At 58.6% G+C, this 19,684-nt stretch carries 15 protein-coding genes; 5 read left to right on the forward strand and 10 right to left on the reverse strand.

Annotated features, from left to right (window positions below; translation table 11 throughout):
- Positions 1-119: 119 nt before the first annotated feature.
- Complete coding sequence (locus EV681_RS02345; RefSeq protein ID WP_130303217.1) at positions 120-578, reverse strand: MaoC family dehydratase; 459 nt, start codon at positions 576-578, stop codon at positions 120-122.
- A 167-nt stretch (positions 579-745) separates the two neighbouring features.
- Entirely contained in the window at positions 746-1,777 is a 1,032-nt protein-coding gene (locus tag EV681_RS02350; RefSeq protein WP_165392914.1) for a Bug family tripartite tricarboxylate transporter substrate binding protein, read from the reverse strand.
- A gap of 292 nt (positions 1,778-2,069) precedes the next feature.
- Between EV681_RS02350 and EV681_RS02355 the strand changes: the two genes are divergently transcribed.
- From EV681_RS02355 to EV681_RS02365, 3 genes are all read left to right on the forward strand, one after another.
- On the forward strand, positions 2,070-3,299 hold the full coding sequence (locus EV681_RS02355; RefSeq protein WP_128393753.1) for a CaiB/BaiF CoA transferase family protein: 1,230 nt from the start codon (positions 2,070-2,072) through the stop codon (positions 3,297-3,299).
- Between the two features lie 17 nt (positions 3,300-3,316).
- The gene (locus EV681_RS02360) at positions 3,317-4,081 is read left to right on the forward strand and encodes an enoyl-CoA hydratase-related protein (RefSeq protein WP_128393754.1); all 765 of its coding nucleotides are present in this window, start codon (positions 3,317-3,319) and stop codon (positions 4,079-4,081) included.
- 136 nt (positions 4,082-4,217) lie between these two features.
- A complete protein-coding gene (locus EV681_RS02365; protein ID WP_128393755.1) occupies positions 4,218-4,973 on the forward strand; it encodes a GntR family transcriptional regulator in 756 nt (251 codons plus the stop codon).
- A gap of 166 nt (positions 4,974-5,139) precedes the next feature.
- Here EV681_RS02365 and EV681_RS02370 read toward each other — a convergent pair whose 3' ends face one another.
- A complete protein-coding gene (locus tag EV681_RS02370) occupies positions 5,140-5,769 on the reverse strand; it encodes a LysE family translocator (RefSeq protein WP_128393756.1) in 630 nt (209 codons plus the stop codon).
- A gap of 66 nt (positions 5,770-5,835) precedes the next feature.
- Here EV681_RS02370 and metC point away from each other — a divergent pair, with 66 nt between their 5' ends.
- Positions 5,836-7,041 carry a cystathionine beta-lyase gene (gene metC / locus EV681_RS02375; RefSeq protein WP_130303219.1) on the forward strand — a complete coding sequence of 402 codons (1,206 nt, stop codon included), beginning with the start codon at positions 5,836-5,838 and terminating at the stop codon, positions 7,039-7,041.
- A 192-nt stretch (positions 7,042-7,233) separates the two neighbouring features.
- Here metC and pdxK read toward each other — a convergent pair whose 3' ends face one another.
- From pdxK to EV681_RS02405, 6 genes are all read right to left on the reverse strand, one after another.
- Positions 7,234-8,130 carry a pyridoxine/pyridoxal/pyridoxamine kinase gene (pdxK, locus tag EV681_RS02380; protein WP_130303220.1) on the reverse strand — a complete coding sequence of 299 codons (897 nt, stop codon included), beginning with the start codon at positions 8,128-8,130 and terminating at the stop codon, positions 7,234-7,236.
- A complete protein-coding gene (locus EV681_RS02385) occupies positions 8,127-8,942 on the reverse strand; it encodes a YggS family pyridoxal phosphate-dependent enzyme (RefSeq protein WP_130303221.1) in 816 nt (271 codons plus the stop codon). The genes pdxK and EV681_RS02385 overlap by 4 nt, the downstream gene beginning before the upstream one ends.
- A 322-nt stretch (positions 8,943-9,264) precedes the next feature.
- Positions 9,265-9,900, reverse strand: a complete 636-nt coding sequence (locus EV681_RS02390) for a thiol:disulfide interchange protein DsbA/DsbL (protein ID WP_130303222.1) — start codon at positions 9,898-9,900, stop codon at positions 9,265-9,267.
- A 120-nt stretch (positions 9,901-10,020) separates the two neighbouring features.
- Complete coding sequence (locus EV681_RS02395) at positions 10,021-10,779, reverse strand: SPOR domain-containing protein (RefSeq protein ID WP_165392915.1); 759 nt, start codon at positions 10,777-10,779, stop codon at positions 10,021-10,023.
- 76 nt (positions 10,780-10,855) lie between these two features.
- A complete protein-coding gene (gene argS, locus EV681_RS02400; protein ID WP_128393762.1) occupies positions 10,856-12,538 on the reverse strand; it encodes an arginine--tRNA ligase in 1,683 nt (560 codons plus the stop codon).
- Positions 12,539-12,568: 30 nt separating this feature from the next.
- A complete protein-coding gene (locus EV681_RS02405; protein WP_130303223.1) occupies positions 12,569-16,807 on the reverse strand; it encodes a phospholipase effector Tle1 domain-containing protein in 4,239 nt (1,412 codons plus the stop codon).
- An 89-nt stretch (positions 16,808-16,896) separates the two neighbouring features.
- Between EV681_RS02405 and EV681_RS02410 the strand changes: the two genes are divergently transcribed.
- Positions 16,897-17,259: a DUF1840 domain-containing protein gene (locus tag EV681_RS02410; protein WP_128393764.1), complete on the forward strand. Its 363-nt coding sequence runs from the start codon at positions 16,897-16,899 to the stop codon at positions 17,257-17,259.
- 384 nt (positions 17,260-17,643) lie between these two features.
- On the opposite strand, the gene leuA is transcribed toward EV681_RS02410, so the two are convergent.
- On the reverse strand, positions 17,644-19,347 hold the full coding sequence (leuA, locus tag EV681_RS02415; RefSeq protein ID WP_130303224.1) for a 2-isopropylmalate synthase: 1,704 nt from the start codon (positions 19,345-19,347) through the stop codon (positions 17,644-17,646).
- Between the last annotated feature and the right edge of the window lie 337 nt (positions 19,348-19,684).

Here is a 19,684-nt window from a genome sequence, read left to right on the forward strand (position 1 = left end):
AAATGATGTTTAAAAGCGGGATTGTTTATCGAGAGAATTTTATCTTGCTGTCGGGTGCAGCAAAGGGCGGTGGGTAAGGGCGCTGCAATATGAGTGCCTGCCCGCAAATGCCCGCTATTTCATTTGTCATAAATTAGCAGCAGCATGGTGGCGATCAGTGCAGGCCGCGCTTCCCCTTTTATTTCAAATGTATTGGAAAACGTAAAGAGCGTGCCACCGTTTTTCGGTTGCGCATCTTCCAGTGTCTGCTGCAGCCGTACCTGCGAGCCTACCGGCACCGGGCTGACAAAGCGCAAGTGATTCAGGCCATAGTTCAGGCCCTTGCCGCGCTGGCTGATTTTGAAAATATCCCTGGCCAGCACCGGAATCAACGACAGAATAAAAAAGCCATGTGCAATGGTCTTGCCTTCGGGCATCTCCCGCTGTGCGCGGTCGACATCAACATGCACCCAGTGATCATCACCGGTAAGACGTGCATAGTGGTCGATCTGATCCTGCGTAACAGTAAACCACTGACTGGTGCCCAAAGATTGGCCGCAATGGGTTGCCAGTTCGGCAGGAGTATCTACAAGCAACATTCACATTCCTTTGATCAGATGCGCCCGCCTTGTAACGGGCGGGCGACAGAAAAATCAGACTACTGAAAAAATCAGACTACCGGCCGGTGCTGCCCGTGTGCCACGCGCCGGCCGGCTATTGGCCGCAAGCGCTCGTGGCCGAAGGGCATGCTGGCCATAACTGTCCTTTATTGCCCGATTGTCACGCCGGTTGTCTTGACAATGGTTTCCCATTTTTTGCGATCGGTTTCAACAAACGCTCTGGCTTGTTCCAGCGACATGGGCACCGGCGGCAGATAGCCCTGAGCATCCAGGCGAGACACCGTGTCTTGTTCTTTCAGGACCTCGTTCATGGAGGTGTTCAGGCGCGCCAGGATGGCCGGATCGGTTTTGGCAGGCGCAATCAGCAGGTTCCAGATCTCAATGTTCAAGTTCGGATAACCACTTTCGACCAGCGTCGGGACTTTGTCCATTTGCGGATAGCGCTGAGCACTGCTAACAGCAAGGAATTTGAGTTTGGGATTGCTCAATTGCGCCTTGGCTGCCGGCCCGGTCAGAATGCCGATAGGCACTTGGCCACCGATCAGATCGCTGGTCAGCGGAGAATCGCCTTTGTATGGGATATGTACGATGTCAATGTCGGTGATTTTCTTGAAGTACTCGAATACCAGATGGCCGGGCGTACCAGCGCCGGAGGTGCCGTAAGACAGACTGCCGGGCTTGGATTTGGCCAGCGCCACCAGCTCCTTGATATTGCTGACCGGCAGGTCCTTGTTGACGGCAACCACCAGCGGCAGCGAGCCGATGTTGGCAATCGGGACTACGTCTTGCGGCTGATAAGGTACTTTCATGCCGATCAGGCGGGCAATGATCGTGCCGCCTACCGGACCCACGCCCAGGTTATAGCCATCGGGTTGGGCGCGGACTACCGAGGAGATGCCAATCGTGCCGGCGGCGCCGGCGCGATTCTCCACCACCAGGGTCTGTTTCAACTGCTTGGACATGCCGTCGGCCAGAATGCGTGCAGCAGTATCGCTGGAGCCACCCGGTGGAAACGGCACGGTGACCTTGATTGGCTTGGATGGATAGGCGTCGTCGGCGGCCAGCGCCGGCATGGGGGTCAGCAGCGTAGCGCACAGCGTCAGCGCAGCTGCCAGCGCGCCCTGGATGCGCATACCCGCAATAGGGGGAAGGGACGAAATAGGAGAAGACTGTCTCATTGAGTTCCTCATTGATAATGTGTTGTGCCCGTTTGTTTTTCTATCTAAGGCTGTGGCGGGTATCGCAGCACTGGACACCGGACATGCTAGGGTATTCTGTTTGTAATGTCAATAGGTCGTATTATTGAACTATATAGGCTATAATTATGTCCTATTGGTGCGACGCGATATTGTGCTCGGATGTCGGGCACGCCGGCGCATGCGGCGCAGATGCGTCAGGATAAATAGTCATGGTGTGTTGGCGGTGCGTGTCACCACCGAAGCGGGCATACCAGTTTAAGGAGATGGAAGGATGAGTCAGAAAAGCGGGCCACTGTCGCACGTACGGGTGCTGGACTTAAGTCGCATCATGGCTGCGCCATGGGCAAGCCAGTTGCTGGCAGACATGGGGGCGACGGTCATCAAGGTAGAACGGCCCGGTCAGGGGGATGATACGCGGGCATGGGGCCCTCCGTTTTTACAGGATGGCGCGGGCAACAACACGGCCGAGGCCGGCTACTATCTGTCGGTCAATCGCGGCAAGGAATCCATCACCGTGGCCCTGGATACCCCCGAAGGGCAGCAGATTGTGCGTGATCTGGCCAAAGACTGCGATATCGTACTGGAGAATTTCAAAACAGGTGCGCTGGCAAAATATGGTCTGGATTACACCAGTCTGAAACAAGTGAATCCGCGGCTGATCTATTGCTCGGTGACCGGTTTCGGTCAGGACGGTCCCCGTAAAAACGAAGCCGCCTACGACTTTCTGATTCAGGCCATGGGTGGCCTGATGAGTGTGACCGGCGAGCGGGACGATAAACCCGGCGGCGGGCCGCAGAAAGTGGGCATTCCCATCGTCGATTTGATGACCGGCATGTATACTGCGGTGGCGGTGCTGGCAGCACTGGCCAATCGCGAGCAGACAGGCGAAGGCGAGTATATTGATCTGGCCATGCTGGACGTCCAGACTGCTGTGCTGTCCAACCAGGCCATGAATCATCTGCTGTCCGGCAACACACCCAAGCGCGGCGGCAATGCGCACCCGAATATTCAGCCACAGGATGTCTATTCGTGCCAGGACGGGGACGTCATTCTGGCTGTCGGCAACGACAGGCAATTCGTCAAGTTATGCGATGCACTGCAGCGGCCCGAGCTGGCCAGCGATGCGCGCTTTAATGTCAATGCCCAGCGAGCGCGCAACGTTGCCCAATTGACTGCGCTGTTGCAGGAGGAATTTTCCCGCTGGCCGCGTGCCGAACTGGTGGCGGCCCTAAGCGCAGCCGGCGTGCCTTGCGGCCCGATCAACAGCATTCCTGAGGTATTCCAGGAGCCGCAGGTTCAGCATCGCCGCATGCTGCGCAGTGTGCCGCATCCTGCCGGCGTCGCGGTGCCACAGGTGGTCTGCCCGATCAATTTCACCAATCGGCCGCTGCAGTTTGAGTCGCCCCCACCGCTGCTGGGCCAGCATACTGAAAAAATTCTGACCGATCTTGGTTATGACGCAGCGCAGGTTCGCCAGTTGCGCGACTCCGGCATTGTTTGAAGCAAAGGAAAATCAATATGAATGAAATCCAATTGGAAAAGCAGGGAAAAATCGCCATCGTCACGCTGGACTCCCCCCCGGTCAATGCCTTGACCCTGGCGCGCTACGAGGCCATTACCCAGACGTTTGAATCGATCAATGCAATGGACGATATCAATGTCGTCGTATTTACCGCCAAGGGCACCAAAGCCTTTTGCGCCGGACTCGAACTCAAGGAGTTTCTGGCCGCAACGCCGCAGGAAGATCCAGCAAGGGCCAAAGTGGTGCGTGCCACGTTCCATGCCATCCGTCATTGTGTTGTTCCGGTCATTGCAGCGGTCAATGGGCCGGCATTGGGCGCCGGCAGCGTGCTGGCCAGCAGCAGCGATATTCGCGTCGCTTCGGAAAAAGCCACCTTTTCCATGCCGGAAATCAACGTCGGGCGTTGTGGCGGCGGCGCGCATACCGGCCGCCTGGTGCCGCAAGGCAGCTTGCGCTATATGGCGTTTACAGGCGAACAGATCAGTGCATGGGAAGCACATCGCGTAGGCTTTGTGGAGCGGGTGGTCGCGCCAAGATTGCTGATGCCGACTGCGATGGACATGGCGCAGGTGATTGCCTCCAAAAGCCGGATCGGCCTGGTCACCATGAAAGAGGCCCTGAACCGGATCGAAGCCATGCCGGTGGACGAAGGCTACGAACTTGAACAGCAGTACAGCACCAAACTGATGAATTCAGAAGATGCGCGCGAGGCTGTGCGAGCCGTGGTCGAAAAACGGGCGCCGGTGTTCAAGGGACGATAGTCTGATTGATGTGCCTTTGGTTACATGGCCGGCTGCATGACTCGGTATAATGCACTAGCTAATGGCGGTGCCGCAGGCGGAAACGTGCTTATGCATTCTGTTTCCGGCGGGCCGCGCCAACACAATGGACAGGAAGATGACACAAGCGCAGACCAGGAACAGCACCGCACCAATTGATTTCAGCCGCAGCGCGGCCGCCCGCTATGTACAGCTGGCCAGTCTGTTTCGGCGGCGGGTCGAATCGGGTCAGTGGCCTGTCGGCTCGCAGATCCCAACCGTTGATGAATTGGCCGAGGAATGCCAGGTCGCTCGCGCAACGGTACGCCAGGCCCTGGACTTGCTGCAAGCGGAAAAGCTGATTGAGCGGTATCGCGCAAAAGGCACCTTTGTTACCGGCAAGCCGCAGGAACAGTTCTGGTGCGAAGTGGCATCCAATTGGGACGGTCAGCTTATCGCTCCCGAAGGGGTGAGTATTGAAATTCTGTCAGCCCGGGACCGACGCATGCCGTCCTCGGCCGACTTGACGCTGGGCAAGCTGGCGCAAAGTTACCAGTACTGGCACCGCCGTCATTGGCGCAATGGGCGTCCCTACTACCTGGGCGAAGTTTTTATCGACGAGAAAGTATGTCGGCGCATTCCGGCCAAGGCATTCGAAACCAAAACGTCCATGCGCATTTTGCGTGACTTGCCCGGGTTGGACATTGTTGAGGCCCACCAGACATTGACACTGGGTTCGGCCGACCCCGAACTGGCCGACCTGCTGCAATTGCCCCTGAACGCACCGGTCGCGCATGTACACCGAAGCGCTGTTGATCAGAACGGCACGATTGTCTTTATTGGCGATGGTATTTATCGGGGCGACGTGGTTCGGCTGGATATACGCCTGAAGTAGGCGCTGGCCATGGCTGGCGGCGGTTGCGGCAACAGGGCCGTACGCCAGCAAGCATCACGGCAGCGCAGCGGTACGGCATCACGGCGACAGGATGAGCTGGCTGCACATATTAACAGGCAGAACAGGCAGAACAGGGCAGATGTGCGCCCGGCAGGCTCGGCGCTTTTTATTTGCTGCTCGTGGCCAGTTTGACTGCCAGGCCGACAAATACCACGGCGGCCAGTTTGTTGAGCACATGCTGGGCCAATGCCGATTGCTTCAGATAGCGTCCCACAAAACTTGAAAAGGCTGCCACCAGGTTGAACACCAGGAGCGCACACACAATGAATATGGCGCTGAGCATCAGCAATTGCAACGTGACCGAGCCGGCTTGCGGGCGGGCAAATTGCGGCAGGAAGGCCAGAAAGAAAATACTGAGTTTGGGATTGGTGGCGCTCATCAGAATGCCGCGTCGGTAGAACTGCAGGTCGCTGCGGCGCGACGGGGCCGTCTCACCCGAGGCAAAGACCGGCGGTGCGCGCCATGCCTGCCAGGCCATATAGAGCAGATAAGCGGCGCCCACCAGCTTGAGCACCAGAAACGCGGTCTGCGATGCCGCGATCAGGGCGGCGATGCCGATCGTCACGATGAAGGTATGCCAGAGCAAGCCGGTGCACAGACCCAGTGTGATCATGAATCCGGCACGCCAGCCCCAGAACATGGATTGAAACAGCACAAACAGATTATCGGGCCCAGGCGAGAGCGCCAGCAGGCAGGCAATACCCGCGAAAACGAATGCGGTGTCGGCACTGATCATGATGTCTCCGGATCGGACGTGGCTATAATGGTTGACTGTTTGAATCATAAACCACAGGGTCGCACCATGTCTTCTGAATCTTCCATTCATACCCGTTTACAGCATCTGGGCACCGCGCCGTGTGACGCGCAGCATCCGGTTGCGCCGGTAGGCCTGCCGGCCATCCGCACCAGTACGGTCAGATTCAATACGCTCGAGGACCTGGAGGACACCTATAAACGCAAAAGCCGCGGCGAACGCCTGGTCACTTATGGTCGCATGGGCATGGAAACCCACGCCGCCCTGGAAGACATATTTTGCGCGCTCGAAGGCGGGCAACGGGCCTTTCTGGCGTCCTCGGGCCTGGGCGCGATCAGCATGGCGCTGCTTTCGCTGCTGAGCGCCGGCGACCACCTGCTGGCAGCCGATTGCGTATACGGGCCGGTTTATCATCTGAACAATACTGTGCTGCAGCGCATGGGCATTGAGGCTACCTTTACCTCGGCCAAAGACGTGCACGCGCTGGAGCAGCACGTGAAGCCGAACACCAAAATACTGTATGTGGAAGCGCCTGGCTCTTTGCTCATGCAAATGCTGGACATGCCGGCGCTGGCCGACTTCGCCCGGCGGCACGGACTGATCCTGGTTACCGACAATACCTGGGGGTCTGGTTACGCCTATCAGCCCCTGGCATTGGGGGCCGATGTCAGTATCGTGGCCGGCACCAAATATGTGGCCGGGCACTCCGACCTGATGCTGGGCGCAGTCATTGCCAACGACCCGGCGCTCATCAAGACCATTGACACCAATCAGTATGCAATGGGGTTTTCCATCAGCGCCGATGATGCCTGGCTGGCCATTCGGGGCGTGCGTACGCTGCCGGTGCGCATGGAACAGCATGCGCGCAATGCGCTGGCAGTCTGCCAGTGGCTGGCGCAGCAGTCTGTGGTGCAACGGATTTTCCATCCAGCCTGGCCCGAAGATGCCGGCCATGATTTGTGGAAGCGCGATTGCACCGGCTCCAACGGCTTATTGTCGGTTGCGCTGGCCCTGTCTTCCGAACAGATGCGCACCTTCGTCAATGCATTGACGCTGTTCGGCATCGGTTATTCCTGGGGCGGTTACGAAAGCCTGGTGCAGTGGGTCGATACCGGTGCATTGCGCAGCCACGCCTACTTTGGCGATCATGCAAATGGTGATGTGCAGGTAGCGCGCCTGCATATTGGCCTGGAGTCTGTTGACGACCTGATCGCCGACCTGCAGCAGGCCTTGGGCAAAGCGGGTGCGGTCTAAGCAGGAGTGGCACCCCGGCGCAATGTCGGGTGTGGTGTGGGATTGGTGAAGCAGGCCAGGTGGTGGACGCGTCTTGCTGATATGCCCAAGATGTGCCCGATAGATAACGGCGGGAGACATGGCATGTGGCATGTGCTGCGTCGGCCATCTTGATGGCCATGCTGGACGCCTGCCGTGCCCAGGCAACGATTACTATTCGGCCCGCGCCAGGTCTGGCATAAAACCGGCGGTTGGCGGGAGCAGCAATTCGGCCGATTGCGCCTGGCGGGTAAGCGTCAATGCCTCAATTAGTTGATCACAGGCGTAACTGGCTGCGTCAAATAGCGATGCACCGCTTAGCAACTGGCCTGTGAGCGTGGCGCTGAACAGATCGCCCGTACCCTTGGGAGAGATATCGATGCGGGCATGGCTCAGGATCTTATGCTCATGTCGCGTCACCACGGCCACCAGCATCTGATTGTCGGGCCAGGCGGCCGGCGCCGCGCTGGTGACGACAATCCATTGCGTGCGACCGGTCAGCAATCGACGCGCGGCAGTGACCACACTATCGATATCTGATCCTGCTACGCCAGTGAGCTGTTGCAGCTCGAAGCCATTGGGCGTGAGTCCGTCGGCCAGCGGCAGCAGATGGCTCAGATAGGCGTCTGCCATATCGGGGCTGACATATTGTCCGGTGTCATGATCGCCCAGGACGGGGTCGATCACGACCTGCAGGGCGGGACGGACCTTCAGGACACGCACAATCCACTCGGCTAATAACCGGGCCTGCTGCGGACCACCCATGTAGCCCGTCAGAACGGCTCGCAACTGCCCAAGTGCGTTACGTGCGAACAGATCGCTCAGGTACCCGCTGAACCATTCGGTGGGAATAGCGCCGCCGTGAAACGTAGGGTAGTGTGGTGTGTTACTGAAGACCACGGTCGGGACCGTGGCGACGGTCAGACCCTGTGCCTGGAGTGCGGGGACTGCCACGTTATTGCCCACCCGACCATAAACGACCTGCGACTGAACTGAGACCACGTCAATGGGTAGGGGACGAAGCAAAGCGGCCGGGTCGGTGGCCGTACCGGGTTCGACGGGCTCGGTCAACGCGCTTCTCCTTGTTCTGCTGACGGCCAGTAATAGGCGTCAGGCGTGTCGCGCGCGCCGAAAATAGCCTGGCCGACACGCACCACGGTCGCACCTTCTTCAATGGCAATTTCGTAGTCGCCCGACATGCCCATGGACAGTTCATCCAGTTCGATGCTGGCAGGCGCGTCCTGGCGCAGTCGCTCTCGCAGTTCGCGCAGCAGTATGAAACAGTTGCGCACGCGCGAGGCTTCGGCTGACAGTAGCGCCAGCGTCATCAGGCCACGTACCCGCAGGGCGGAAAATGCCGGTAGCTGCTGTAAAAAGGCGGCCACTTCCTCTGGCGGCAGGCCATATTTGCTGGCCTCTCCCGAGGTGTTGACCTGCACGAATACATCGAGCCCGCGGCCCTCGGCCTGCAGGCGTCGCTCCAGGGCTTCGGCCACGCGCAGGCTATCGAGCGCCTGGAACTCGGTGGCAAAGCGCGCGACCAGCTTGGCCTTGTTGGTCTGCAAATGGCCGATCACTGACCAGTGCAGATCGGTCAGGTCTGCCATTTCTTCCCACTTGCGGTAGGCCTCTTGCGGTTTGTTTTCGCCGAACTGGCGACAGCCTGCCGCGTAGGCCAGGCGCAGGCTTGCTTCGGGTTTGGTCTTGCTTACCGGGAGCAGGCGCACGCTGGCCGGATCGCGTCCGACTCGCTGGCACGACGCTGCAATGCGTGCCTGAACCGCCGCAATATTATGCTGAAAGTCGTCGACAGATTCGGCCGGCGGCCAGCGGCCGTGCTGATCGTGCAGGGTAGGGGTATCCAAAGGAGGGCGTGTGCTCATGTGTCATCTCGCTGCCGACAGGCCTGTTGCATTCAATGTTCGCGTTGCCGCCGCAGCCATTGGCGTTCACACCGGGTGAGCGTCCTTGACAATATTGTGCAGCCGCGATTGCATTCTTTTGAACTGCGATAATGCGGGATTATCGCAGGATTGGAAAAGAAAATCGGGTCAGCATTCAGTATAAACCCTGACCCCGGTTATTCGCATGCCGTGATCGGGCAGCGAGCGCCATGGTACTGCGCAAGTGTCCCGGCGAGTGCAGTGCGCTTCGTACGCTGTGCAGCATGCGAAGCGCGCGGTTCCAGCACCCGTTTACTGCCGTTTATTTTTTCTCGGCAAGAACCTGATCAAGCAGTTTCTGCGCCTGCGTGATGCTGGACGCATAGTCGCCCGTCATGCCGGGAGAGGTCACGTACTTTCCGCCGATGGCAAACGAAGGTGTGCCTTCAATGGCATAGGTATCGGTCATTTCGGCGGCGCGTTTGACTTTGGCTGTCACGCCAAAAGAATCGAATGCAGAGGTAAAGGCCGCCTTGTCAATGCCCTGGCTGGCAGCCCAGTCGATAATGGCATCCTTGGTAAACAGTTTTTTGCCTTCCTGGTGAATGGCATTGAATACTTTCGGATGCAGATCAAGCTTGTCTAGCGCTTCCAGCGAATAATACAGTTGCTGCATGGGTTGCATGGCGGCATTGAAAGCGACTGGAACACGTACGAACGCGACATTGGCAGGCAAGGTTTTTACCCATTTTTCCACCATCGGTTCCATTTCGGCGCAATGAGGGCAGCTGTAGGCGAAAAATTCCATTACTTCAACTTTGTCTCCCGATCCTGAAGGCTGGGCGGTATTCAATGTCTTGAATGCCGGTCCGGACTGGGCCATGACGGGAACAAAGGCTGCAGCACCGGTAAGCAGGGCGGCAGATACGAAACGGAGCACAATGGAGGATGATTTCATAGTCTGTTTGTGAAATTGGTTAATATTCGGGCACTCATGCCCGCGAGCCGCCACTGGATCCGGCGGTACTGCATTAGGACATGCTGCGCCCCGTAAAGTTCCCGCCTGGCGTGCCCTGGCCTAGCGCACGATGGTGGAGTTGATTTTAGCCCCGGAGAGCTGGGCGCGGGACTCGCTCAGTTCCTTCTCGCTATCGAAGGGGCCGATACGGACGCGATTGACGTCCATATTGTTCACTCTGGCTTTCTGGATCTGCACATTGAAACCCATCATGATCATGCGGGCGCGAAAGGCATCGGCCTCTTTCTCATCGCGATAGGACCCCACCTGCAGGTAACGGGGTGCGCCGCTGCGAGTCTGCGCGGCAGGCGGCGTATTTGCTGCTGTGGCCTTGGGTGCGGTGCCCGGGTTTGCGGTAGTCTGTGCGTTTTTTGAGGGGGCAGCTGCGGTGGCCGGCGCCTTGGTGGCTGCCGGTTTGTCGCCAGGCAGTGTGTTAATCAGTGAGGCAATCTGGTCGTCATCTGTTTTGGGCGCCGCTTTTGTCGGTGGCGTTGCCGATGGCAAGGTGCCACCCGCTGTAAACGGCATATCGCCGGCGTTTTCCGGGATGCCCAGTAGCGGAGGCAGTGGTTCAATTTTCGGGCGGGACGGCGGCTGCTGCGCTGAATTGATGCTGCCGTCGCTGTTCATCCATGCGTTTGGATCGATCAGTGTGGCGCTCGGGCTGGGTGGGGCCTGGCCGGTGAGGGCGCCAGGCTGACCATTTGCCGGTTGCCGGCGGTCCTGAATCGGAGAGGGCGAACGCATGATCATGAAAGCGGCCACGGCAGCCACGGACAGGCCGATGATCAGGCCCAGCAGGATAGACGAAAATGTCATGCCATTGCCGGAGGAAGACCGGGAACTACGGGCGGCGGGGCGTTTCTTGCGTGTTGCCATAGTGGAACAGTCTCGCTTACATTTGCTGGGGTGCGGACACACCCAGCAGGCCAAGGCCATTGGCAATGACCTGACGGGTGGCGTCGGCCAGACGCAGCCGCGCACGTTTCAATTCGATATCGTCAAGCATGATGCGTTCGGCGTTGTACCACGAATGGAAATCGGCTGCGCATTCCTGAAGCCAGAATGCAACCTGATGCGGCGACAGTTCCTGGCCTGCCGTTTGAATCAGGCCAGGCAGCTCTGCCAGGCGCTTCAGTAGCGTGATTTCCGTAGGGGCCACCAGCTTGCTGCTGTCGGCGCTGGCCAGACCTTCTGTCAGGTCAGCTGAGTCACGCAGCAGCTTGCAGATACGCGCATGTGCATACTGAACATAATATACCGGATTCTCCTCGCCCTTTGCCAGGGCCAGATCAATATCAAATACAAATTCAGTATCTGCCTTGCGCTGAATCAGGAAGTAGCGAACGGCATCCTGCCCAACCCAGTCGATCAGATCACGCATGGTGACATAGCTGCCGGCGCGCTTGGAGATTTTGACCTCCTGCCCGTTGCGCATGACCCTGACCATCTTGTGCAGAATATAGGAAGGATAGGTCTTGGGAATGCCCAGATTCAGTGCCTGCAGGCCAGCGCGTACGCGGGCGATGGTGCCGTGATGGTCGGTACCCTGGATGTTGATGGCGTGGGTATAACCGCGATTCCATTTGCCCACGTGATAGGCCACGTCGGGTACGAAATACGTGTAGCCGCCGTCGGACTTGCGCATGACCCGGTCTTTGTCGTCGCCGGTGCCCAGTTCCGTCGTTTTCAGCCATAAGGCGTTTTCATGTTCGTATGTGTAGCCGCTGGCGATCAGTTTGTTGACGGTATCTTCCACCTTGCCGTCGCTATAGAGCGAGCTTTCAAGATAGTAATTGTCAAATTTCAGCCCGAACGCCTGCAGATCCAGGTCCTGCTCGCGACGCAGGCAGGCTACGGCGAACTGGCGGATGTCTTCGAGCGAATCGAGCTCGCCTGTGGCAGTAATGCTGTGACCGTCGGCTTCAATGGTCGCCTTGTTGACGTAATCGCGGGCAATATCGGCAATATACTCGCCACGGTAGCCGTCACTGGGGTAGGCGGGATCGTCCGGGCTGATGCCGCGGGCCCGGGCCTGCGTGCTTACCGCCAGGTTGTGAATCTGGTTGCCGGCATCGTTGTAATAGAATTCGCGCAGCACATCGTAGCCGCCGGCATCAAGCAGCCGGCAGACGCAGTCGCCCAGGGCCGCCTGGCGGGCATGGCCGACATGCAGGGGGCCGGTGGGATTGGCGGAGACAAATTCCACAATGACTTTCTCGTTGCGCCTGGCGGCATTGCCGTACTGGCTGCCCTGCTGTGCAATGGTCTGCAGCACCTGCTGGTGCGTTGCCTGCGTCAGTCGCAAGTTGATAAAGCCAGGGCCGGCCACATCGGCCGACTCCACCACACCGGCAGCGGCCGGGTTGGCCAGCACATGGGCGACAATCTCCTGGGCCAGTTCACGCGGGTTCCGACGGGCAGGCTTGGCGATCTGCATGGCGACGTTGCTGGCAATATCGCCGTGATCGGCCTGCTTGGGGCGTTCCAGTTTGATAACCGGGGTGGCCTCGGGAAGGGTATCGTGAACGGCTGCCTGAAGCAGCGAAAGTAAGTGTTGTTGCAGCTCGGGGAGCATGGCGTCCGGGGGGTGGAAAAAAGGCAGATTTTACCATACCTGGCCTGTCTGTAACTCAAAGCCCGTGGTTTCCCGCAGCCACCGAGCATAGGCCTGGATATCGGCGCGACCGACAATCGGCTGGCTGACCAGCGCCTTTTCTTTACCGGGCGGCACCGCCATCATGTTGCCGTAAAACAGGTCGGCGATCGTCAGCGGCCGGGTCTGCGGCAGATCACGCTCGATAAACTGTTCTACCTGCATGCGTCTGGCCTGGCCGACACTTGCGGATTGATGCTGCCGTATTGAGGTTCTGTCAGCGCCTTCCATTTCGCGGTCTCGCTTGAGGCTTTCCCAGGCCGGGTCCTGCCATTCATAGCGCATGAGATTGTTATGGACCAGCGGGTTGCGGATGCGCAGGGCGGTCGGCGGCAGTGGTCGCCAGGATATGCCCGCCGCCCGTCCCTGTTGGTACATCCATTGCAGCACCACGTTACTCAGATCGCCAGGCAGGCCACTGGCGTTGGCCACGTGCGTGGTGTCCGCAGCCTGTATCGCACCGCCCATATCAGAGTGGTTGCCTATAAAGCCGACTTCATGAAAGTTCTGATGTCCATTGCCGCCTATGGAGGTTAAAGGAAAGATATTGTTATATTCGTTCAGGGCCACTGCGTGGGCGACCCACTGCCAGGCGGGAGACACCTGGTAATTGTAGGCTGCGTTGTTCGAGCCCAGCACGCCAAGCTGCGTGACCGTATCGAACAGGCCCATGAAACGTAAATCCAGGCAGGCACTGACAGTCATGAAAGCATCCGGGGTCTGGCCGTTGCTTGCAAATGGCGTGTGAATCCGGACGCTGAACAGGCCGTCTTGTGTCTGCTGCAAAATCTGGTTCGCAAAAATGCGTGCTGCCGCCGCGCCGCGGGAAAAGCCGATGACATCGATAGGGATGTGACCGTTGGCGTTTCGCAATGACGGCGCATCGCTGAGCAGGGAGTCGATCAGGCGATGCATCTGGGTGCGCACAATGCCGGCCACAGATTCTGCTGCCAGGGCATCCACAGGGCGCAGCAATACGCCCAGCGGACCCATCACGTATGGGCTTTGCAAGGGATTGGTCGCACCATAGACCGCCGGCTCGGCAAACGCATAGAGGCCGTCGCTGGTGCCCGGTCCGCCGATGTAGTGTACGGGGCCCGAATCGTACAGTTTTTGCAGTTTGTACACATTCGAATTGGTGTCGCTGCCCATGTTGCGGGTACCATCGAAGGCGAATAACAGCAAACCGAGCGGATCGACATAGCGGCGCGGTTGCGCGGCCGCATATCCCAGGGGATCGGCGCCGGGAACGGGGCCGATCGGATCGGGTTCCAGATAGTGGCCAAAGGCAGGGTCGTAGGTGCGATAGATATTATCGAACCAGCCGGTCGCTTCGTCCTCATACTGTCCCGGATAGCGCAACGGCAGTTGCACTCGCGCAATCAGTGGCGTCATTTTCCCTTCCGGTTCAGGACGCGCCAGCCAGACGGGCTGCGCCTGCCTGTCGGTCACAAGCAGCGGCAGCCCCTGGGTATCGGTGTGGATAAAATGCAGCGTTGCCGCAGACCGGTCGCTCAGCATACGGCGCAGCGCAGGTTGAACGGACACGTCTGCCGGCTGCGATCTGTCGCTGAACGCCGCGGGCCTTGCGTAGTCGATAAAGGCAACAGCGATGGCACCGGCATAAATGTAGCGTCGTGAAATGGCGCCATTGGTTGGGGAGCGCAGCGGCGCGCCCGCAGGCACAGACCAGTGGCCGATCACCCGATTGTTCTGATAATAAAAGTGGGTAAACGCCTGCTGGTCGCGGCGGGCAATGCGCAGGCCCTGGCCGTTGTGCAGATTTTGCTGAATCGGCCGGCCCTGCCGATAAACCACATTAAGGCGGCGGTTAACCCCATAGCGCGTATCCAGGCGGTCAACCTGCACCGGCAAGCCGCTGGCGTCACGCCTGATATGGCTGCGCTGCGTACGGTGGCCGTCAAAGCGTGCGATACTGGCGCCGCTGCGGTCCCAGGCATACCATACTCGCCGCTTTTGGGAAGTAGCCGGTGCGCGTGACAGTTGCCCTTTTGTGTAGCGGTAATGCTGCTCTGTCATTCCAGCCAGCCGCTGCTTGCTGCCGTAAAAATAATATCGGCGAATGGCGCTGGCGACTGCCGGATAATAATAGTCTTCCTTGAGGATGCGTCCGTTGCGCCCCACCAGGCGTTCCAGGCCCAGGATCGGACGGCTGGTTGTACCTGTAGGGGCCACCAGATGCAACTGCTGATGGCCAAAGGCATCCTGACGGTACTGCATCCGGATCTGGTTGCCGAAGGTGGCTTCACCAGCGGCGGTTATGTGCACAATGGGGTGTTGCCGTTGCGTGGCGTCTTCCCAGACGATGCTGCGCAGTTGCTGCTGCGGCGTATATGTGTAGAGCAGGCGGCCGCCTTCGGGCAGCAGCTGTATTTCCAGGCGGCTCTGCGGATGGCGCAGGATGATGTCCTCATAAGAGACCCGGTAAGGGTTGTGTGTGTTGCGCGGCCTGGAAATACGGGTACGCAAGGTCCCGTTTGCCCAATTCATCGCATGTCCTTGTGTTTCGTTGGCATGCGTTAGCGTAAAGCCACCATCTTCTGTGTAATGAAGGGTGGTTGTGGCAACCGCAGATGCCGTGCGTGCCGGGTCCTGATCAGTGGCAGGCCCGGATGTGGTCGATTCCCGCAAGGTGCGCAGGCGTTGCTGCGCATCATACTCGTACGACCAGCGCACCCCGTTGGCAAAGGTCTGGGTGGTGGGCTGCCCCTTGCTGTTGTACTGGATGCGCTGGCTGCCGGTGAGTGTGCTGGACCAGAAAATACCGCGCCCCTGCGGGTCATAGTGCAACTGCAGGCCGGGCCAGAGCCCTTGGGGCTGGCTCAGCCGTGCCGGCATGCCGTTGGGGTAGCGGGCGATGTATAGGCCATTGATGTACGATAGGCGACCCTGCTTGTCATAGGCAGCCTGTAGTCCTGGCGCGGCGCAGCCAATGCAGCCATGGCCTTTGATCGACTCGAGCAGGTAACGGCTATTGATGCGTCGCCAGATAAAGCGGGTGCGCTGACCGTCGCCGTCTGTAACGCGGGTGATGCTGCGCTGCGCGCCCGCGGCGCCATAGCTGAAAAACTGGGTTCCCGGGCCGGCAGGCTGATCATGCAGCACGGCGCGGATCACTTTGCCGCTTTGATCATATTGCCAGGTCCGCAAGCGGTAGGGCTGCGACAGGGGGGCAGACATATTTGCCGCCAGCGCCGAGCGGCCGGCCAGGACCGGTATTTCGGCGCGCAGGGTCCAGATACCCAGCGCCGGCACTGCGTCGGCAGGGGCATTATTGCCGGCGTTTCCGTAGTGGCGGGGTACGATCGCCATGCCCGTCAGTTTGTATGGGTCTCCTGCCTGATAAGCCACCTCGTACAGGTAGAGCGTCTGGCGGTTATCATCCATGGCAGCAGACACCAGACGCCCGGCAGGCAAGTCGTAGCGATACCGGATGGCGCCTTGGGGCGTGTCGACTCGAGTCAGACGCGCGGGGGCACGCATGTGGAGGTTCTGGCTGTAGTGAAACACCAGGGCGTGGCCGGCATCGCTTGTGACCTGACGGATCTTGTCGGCAAAAATCGAGGCACGGCTGTATCGCTGTATCTGCAGGTGGTGTCCATCCACGTTCAGTCCGGTAAGCAGCCCCTGGCGGTCAAAGGTGATGGTGCTGCCGTCAGGCCAGTGCCAGACCCAGCCGCTTTCGGCAACCGCCAGCCGTCCATGGGCAGCCACTGCAGCCGGAACAGTTTTGCCCGCCCGTTTGCCAAACTGGATGCGGGAACCATCAGCCTGGATAATCTGCAGGCCGTCTGGCGTGCGTTGCAGATCAATATCGAAATTGTGCCGCCAGCCTACGCCCAGTCCCCGGTCTGCCCGGTCCATTGCGTTATAGCTGCGCATCACCAGCAAGCCGTCATGACGCAGGGGCAGATCGACTGTTTCCTGGTATTTGTTGCCGGTGGCCAGATTAACCGGGTTGCCGGCGCCGCTATTGATGGTCGGCTCAGTTGCGCCCACGGTAAAAGGGTTGTTGCTGCGGCACGGATGACCGGTGCCGGCGGACGCTCGCACGCATTGCGCAATATTTGCTTGTTCGGCAACGGCCTCTGGGGCAAAATGGAGCATGCCTGCAAGCACCAGAATCAAGTGCCTGAAAGCAGGAAAAATTGAGCGAGGACGGGTTCGCATGACCAATAACCTGAAAAATGCGTATCATCACCTTTTGAATGCATTTGCAGTGGTCGCAGTCCAATAAAATATCTAATGAGGAAAACCGTATGCTGATTACTTTTCGTTCGGATATAGCAGGCGATGTCCTGATGATGGCCGAGCAGGCCAGGACGGTATTGCAGGCGGCAGGCCGTGAGTATGACACCGTGCCTGAAATGGGCGTCTTTACAGTGGCCCAGCTGGAAGAAGCCATCCGTCAACTGGAACAGGCTATCAATGCGGACCCGGGTTCTGCGCCCGATCATCAGTTTGATGACAAGGATCGCGAAGACGAGGACGACGAGATCGCCGTACACCCCATCAGTGAAAATGTGAGCTTGCGCCGTCGTGCCTACCCGTTGCTGGACATGATGCGTCAGGCTAAGGCAGCGGGTAAGGAAGTGGTCTGGGAAAAAGGCAGCGCCTGGTAAACAGCGCAAGGCAGACTCGTTGCCGATCAGGTCGGTATACAAGGCCTGGCTAGCGGTTTTTCTGGTACATACACAGGCAAGGGTTGATTAATGCGATGCTAACGCGCGCAGAGATCAGCCCTTTTCGGTTGAGACCGCGTTGGCCTGGCGATTGCGTTTGTGTGGCAAGTTAATACGCAGCGGTCGCAACCCGGGCCTATGCTGCCCATGATTTTGCCCGCTCAACGTCCGCTGGCATGGCGCCAGCAAGCAAAGAAAATGGGCGCCGAGCTGCAAAGACACAAGCCGGGCGCCCGAAACGCACTTTATCGCGACAAGAAAAAACAATACAGGCTCGCCCCTGCCGCAGGCAGATGACGGGCCCGACTTGACCGCCCGAGACCGTTAAGCGACTTCGCGCAGGGCGGCGCCTTCTTTGGCCTGCTGGTTCAGATGGCGGTTCACCGCACTCAGGACGGCCACAAATGACGCAGTAACGATGTCTTTGTGGATGCCCACGCCAAAACCGGTGGCCGATTCACCAAGCCGCAGTTCCACATAGCAGACGGCAGATGTTTTTTCGCCGGATCCCATGGCGTGTTCGTGATAATCCATAAAGCGGATAGGCAGATTCAGGGCGTTGATGAAGGCTGAAATGGCGCCTTCGCCGCTTCCTTCCACGACTTTGACCTGACCATCCACCTCAAGCTCGGCGCGGATGCTGAACTGGTCGCCGGCTTCGCCATCGGCCTTGCTATTGATCTGGTGGCGCACCAATTTCCATGGCGTCGTCTGTTTCAGGTACTCTTTTTCAAAGATATCGAACACGGCATTGCCGTTAACTTCCGTACCGGTCTCGTCGGTCACGCGCTGGATGGCGCGGGAAAACTCGATCTGCAGGCGGCGCGGCAGGTTCAGGCCTCGTTCGTTTTCCAAAAGATAAGAGACGCCGCCCTTGCCTGATTGGCTGTTTACCCGGATGACCGCATCATAGCTGCGTCCGAGATCGGCCGGGTCAATGGGCAGATAAGGCACTTCCCAGACGCCGTCTTCTTTTTGCACGGCAAATCCTTTCTTGATGGCGTCCTGATGCGAGCCCGAGAAGGCGGTAAAGACCAGATCGCCAGCGTAGGGGTGACGCGGATGTACGGGCAACTGGTTGCAGTATTCTGCAGTGCGGCGCACGTCGTCTATGTCGGAGAAATCCAGGCCAGGGTGAATGCCCTGGGTGTACAGGTTGAGCGCCAGGGTGACCAGACACACATTGCCCGTGCGCTCGCCACTGCCAAACAGGCAGCCCTCAATACGGTCTGCGCCGGCCATGACAGCCAGTTCAGCGGCGGCAACGGCTGTGCCGCGGTCATTATGCGGGTGCACGCTGACAATGACGCTTTCGCGATTATTGACGTTGTTGCAGAACCATTCGATCTGGTCTGCGTACATATTTGGCGTGGTGGCTTCGATGGTCGCGGGCAGGTTAAACACGATCCGGTCTGTCGCGGTAGGCTGCCATACCTCGGCGACCGCGTTACACACATCCACTGCAAATTCCGGCTCGGTGGTGCTGAACACTTCAGGAGAGTATTCATAGCGCCATTGGGTTTCGGGGTGGCGGCTCATGGCCTTTTTGATCAATGCGGTACCGGTAGTGGCAATATTTTTGACTTCGTCCTTGTTCATATTGAAGACGATTTTGCGAAATGCGGGCGCGCAGGCGTTATACAGGTGCACCATGGCCTGGCGCGCGCCAGCCGCCGCTTCCACCGTCCGGTTGATCAGGTCTTCGCGCGACTGGGTCAGCACGATGATCAGGACATCATCGGGAATAAGGTTTTCTTCGATCAGGATGCGAACGAAGTCAAAATCTGTCTGGGAGGCGGATGGAAAGCCAACTTCAATTTCCTTGAAGCCGATTTTGACCAGGTGCTTGAAAAAACGCAGCTTGCGCTCGATGCTCATGGGCTCGATAAGAGACTGGTTACCATCGCGCAGATCAGTACTCATCCAGATAGGTGGATGTTCGATTTTTTTACTGGGCCACGTGCGTGCCGAGAAATCGCGTTCGAACGCCTTGAAAGGAATGTATTTGGAAGCGGGGTTGGAGATCATGATGCACCTATTTTGGGGAGAATCCCGGTGCGAACAGACTGGAGTTAAGCAGCGACGCCGGGATTCAGAATAATAAAACGGAATCCTTGTGGCTTGTACAGGGGCTGTCGAACTGCCACGAACGCTCTAGGCTCGACAACCGATCGCTAGCAGTAGCAGAGAAGAAGGTGTGGCAACAGCAGAAAGCGTTGCGTCAGGTGTAGCAGCAGCCCACAGCTTAGCCCTGGCGCAAGCAGTGTTGCGACCGGTTAAAGCGTTGCGAGAAAATTGGGGCTGGCTCTTCATACCCTAACTATAAGAAAAATTACCCCGGCGCGCAAGTGTTTTTTCCGTCTGC

The organism is Advenella incenata, assembly GCF_004217095.1.
Lineage (GTDB): Bacteria > Pseudomonadota > Gammaproteobacteria > Burkholderiales > Burkholderiaceae_B > Advenella > Advenella incenata.

Bases quoted from the DNA above. Each gene is read 5' to 3' on its own strand.
- EV681_RS02345 (WP_130303217.1), bottom strand. From the start codon at position 578: ATGTTGCTTGTAGATACTCCTGCCGAACTGGCAACCCATTGCGGCCAA.
- EV681_RS02350 (WP_165392914.1), bottom strand. From the start codon at position 1,777: ATGAGACAGTCTTCTCCTATTTCGTCCCTTCCCCCTATTGCGGGTATG.
- EV681_RS02355 (WP_128393753.1), top strand. From the start codon at position 2,070: ATGAGTCAGAAAAGCGGGCCACTGTCGCACGTACGGGTGCTGGACTTA.
- EV681_RS02360 (WP_128393754.1), top strand. From the start codon at position 3,317: ATGAATGAAATCCAATTGGAAAAGCAGGGAAAAATCGCCATCGTCACG.
- EV681_RS02365 (WP_128393755.1), top strand. From the start codon at position 4,218: ATGACACAAGCGCAGACCAGGAACAGCACCGCACCAATTGATTTCAGC.
- EV681_RS02370 (WP_128393756.1), bottom strand. From the start codon at position 5,769: ATGATCAGTGCCGACACCGCATTCGTTTTCGCGGGTATTGCCTGCCTG.
- metC (WP_130303219.1), top strand. From the start codon at position 5,836: ATGTCTTCTGAATCTTCCATTCATACCCGTTTACAGCATCTGGGCACC.
- EV681_RS02385 (WP_130303221.1), bottom strand. From the start codon at position 8,942: ATGAGCACACGCCCTCCTTTGGATACCCCTACCCTGCACGATCAGCAC.
- EV681_RS02390 (WP_130303222.1), bottom strand. From the start codon at position 9,900: ATGAAATCATCCTCCATTGTGCTCCGTTTCGTATCTGCCGCCCTGCTT.
- EV681_RS02395 (WP_165392915.1), bottom strand. From the start codon at position 10,779: ATGACATTTTCGTCTATCCTGCTGGGCCTGATCATCGGCCTGTCCGTG.
- argS (WP_128393762.1), bottom strand. From the start codon at position 12,538: ATGCTCCCCGAGCTGCAACAACACTTACTTTCGCTGCTTCAGGCAGCC.
- EV681_RS02405 (WP_130303223.1), bottom strand. From the start codon at position 16,807: ATGCGAACCCGTCCTCGCTCAATTTTTCCTGCTTTCAGGCACTTGATT.
- EV681_RS02410 (WP_128393764.1), top strand. From the start codon at position 16,897: ATGCTGATTACTTTTCGTTCGGATATAGCAGGCGATGTCCTGATGATG.
- leuA (WP_130303224.1), bottom strand. From the start codon at position 19,347: ATGATCTCCAACCCCGCTTCCAAATACATTCCTTTCAAGGCGTTCGAA.